Source organism: Marinobacter fuscus, from assembly GCF_003007675.1.
Taxonomy (GTDB): domain Bacteria; phylum Pseudomonadota; class Gammaproteobacteria; order Pseudomonadales; family Oleiphilaceae; genus Marinobacter; species Marinobacter fuscus.
On record NZ_PXNP01000033.1, the window covers coordinates 1 to 2,192 of the forward strand.

The following is a 2,192-nucleotide window of genomic DNA, read 5'->3' on the forward strand; positions in this document are numbered from 1 at the left end:
GCTACATGGACTCCCCCTGCGGTCAAGCAACGCCATTTGATTTCGAAGCGGTTTGAGACTGCAGCTCTACATTCGGCCTCTTGTTGGGCGCTTTTGCCCGGGCCAGGATGATGATGCGTGTGAGTGATGACCTCATTCGTTAGTCGGCTTGTATCAGCCGCAAGGCTTAACAGGTTCAATCACTCTCGGTCTGACCGTTCCGTCATCGCTTGCCGTTGCTAGACTCGGCTGGCAGGCGTGTTCTGCCTGTCGTTGGTGCCTGGTTATCAGCCCTCCATAGGCTGTGTTTTAAACTCGGTTTGGTTCATCAACAGCGCCCAGATAATCCGGGCATTCTTGGCGGCCAATGCTACGGCGGCTCGTTTGTAGCCGCGGCGTTCCACCAACTCTTTAGCCCACTCGCTGAGTTGATCGTGTTTGTCGGCGAGTTTGGCAATCACCGCTCGGGTGCCATGGATCAGCAACATTCGCAGGTACTTGTCCCCGCGCTTGGTGATTCTACCCAGCCGGGGCTTGCCTCCGGTCGAGTACTGCCTGGGTACAAGCCCCAGCCAGGCGGCGAAGTGTCGTCCGCTTTTGAACTGTCTGGGATCGGGCGCACTGGCCAAGATCGCGGTGGCAGTTTGTGGTCCTATTCCTGGAATGGCCATTAGCCGTTTGGCCTGCTCGTCGCGCCGGGCCATGGCTTCGATTTCCCGGTCATAGGCCAGGATCTCTTCATCGAGCTGGAGAATGCGCTGGTTGATGTTGTTGAGTAAACGCCGTGCGAGCATGGGCAAACCGTTTTCGGCATCTTCCAGGATTTCGGGAATCCGGTGTCGGGCATGATAGCGCCCCTGGGGGATAATCAGTCCGAACTCGGCTAACAGCCCGCGAATCTGATTGATCTGGGCTGTGCGCTCTTTGGTTAACCCACGGCGAATGCGGTGAAGGCACAGTACCGCTTGTTGGTCCTCAGTCTTAACTGGAACAAAGCGCATATTGGGCCGGCTGACGGCTTCGCAGATGGCCTCGGCATCGTTGTCGTCGTTCTTGCTGCTCTTGCGATACGGAGCGACAAAGCGGGGCGCAATGATCCGGGCATCGTGGCCGAGTTTGGTTAACTCCCGAGCCCAGTAATGGGCACCGGAACAGGCTTCCATGCCGATCAGGCACGGCGGCAGTTGTGCGAAGAACGCCAACAGTTTGGGGCGATTGAGCCGTTTGCGAACCACGACCTTGCCGTGTTGATTGGTGCCATGAATACTGAACACAGTTTTCGCCAGATCGATGCCAATGGTTGTAACATTCATGGTGACTCCTCCTGCTTTTGATTGAAGATGTCAGACACCTTCAATGTGGCACATAGATGCCGTGGGAGCAGGGGGAGTCCATATCATTCGTTAGTGTTACAAATCATGAGCACCGAAGAAGAATTTTTGGCAATTAAATACGCGGCAGGAATACTGCACACGAAAGACATTCTTGAGTATGTAAATTCTCAATTAGATAAAGGTACTTGGTCAGATATCTTTCTTGAAATATTAGATTGCGATCCAAAGGGTTGGGTAAGTATCTCAGCGTTATTCGAGAAATACCTAGCCGAAATAGGTGTACTGATTCCGACATTAGAAGAAGCTGTAAGAGAGTTGGTTGAGCATCATGTTCTATTAATTGCTTCGGGCACAGTAACTCCCTGTGTGCAGTTTAAAAAGCTACTCGAAGAAATTGATAATTATGATTATTACAGCAAAACACAAGACTATGTCGGGGATGATCTAGGCATACACCAAATGTACGGGTGGTATTACGAAGATTACTGTACGGTTGATCAAATCAACCAAGGCATTCTTGAAGAAAGCAAAATTTGGGTGTCCAAGTATGCAAAAAAACACTAACAAGTCAAAGCACTCGGACATGGTAAAGCTGTCACCTTTTTTGTTCCAAAAAAGCCGCCAACTTCACCATGCCGGTGTTTGAGGCGTTAATGGCCCAGGCCGTCTTCATTTTTGGCGGACTCAGTGCAAGGGCCTTGGCATCGGACTTGGCTGCAAAGCCGCCTGTGTTGGTGATGGCCAAGGCCGGAAAGGTTGCTGTCGGGGTTGGTTGCCAACATTACCGGCCGTCTTGTTATTCATGGCGTGCTCCAGTTGCGGGGCCGTCCAGTTCAGATGGTAATCGGATTGGCGTTGTTTGCGCTCTGGTTCCTTTCG

At 52.0% G+C, this 2,192-nt stretch carries 3 protein-coding genes; 1 reads left to right on the forward strand and 2 read right to left on the reverse strand.

Going from position 1 to position 2,192, the window contains the following annotated elements:
* Positions 1 to 266: 266 nt before the first annotated feature.
* Positions 267 to 1,292 carry an IS110 family RNA-guided transposase gene (locus C7H09_RS07860; RefSeq protein WP_106762037.1) on the reverse strand — a complete coding sequence of 342 codons (1,026 nt, stop codon included), beginning with the start codon at positions 1,290 to 1,292 and terminating at the stop codon, positions 267 to 269.
* 105 nt (positions 1,293 to 1,397) lie between these two features.
* Between C7H09_RS07860 and C7H09_RS07865 the strand changes: the two genes are divergently transcribed.
* Positions 1,398 to 1,877 (forward strand): hypothetical protein, encoded by a 480-nt coding sequence (locus C7H09_RS07865; RefSeq protein WP_106762038.1) that lies wholly within the window; start codon positions 1,398 to 1,400, stop codon positions 1,875 to 1,877.
* 31 nt (positions 1,878 to 1,908) lie between these two features.
* Here C7H09_RS07865 and C7H09_RS19860 read toward each other — a convergent pair whose 3' ends face one another.
* Positions 1,909 to 2,058 carry a hypothetical protein gene (locus C7H09_RS19860; protein ID WP_165794805.1) on the reverse strand — a complete coding sequence of 50 codons (150 nt, stop codon included), beginning with the start codon at positions 2,056 to 2,058 and terminating at the stop codon, positions 1,909 to 1,911.
* Between the last annotated feature and the right edge of the window lie 134 nt (positions 2,059 to 2,192).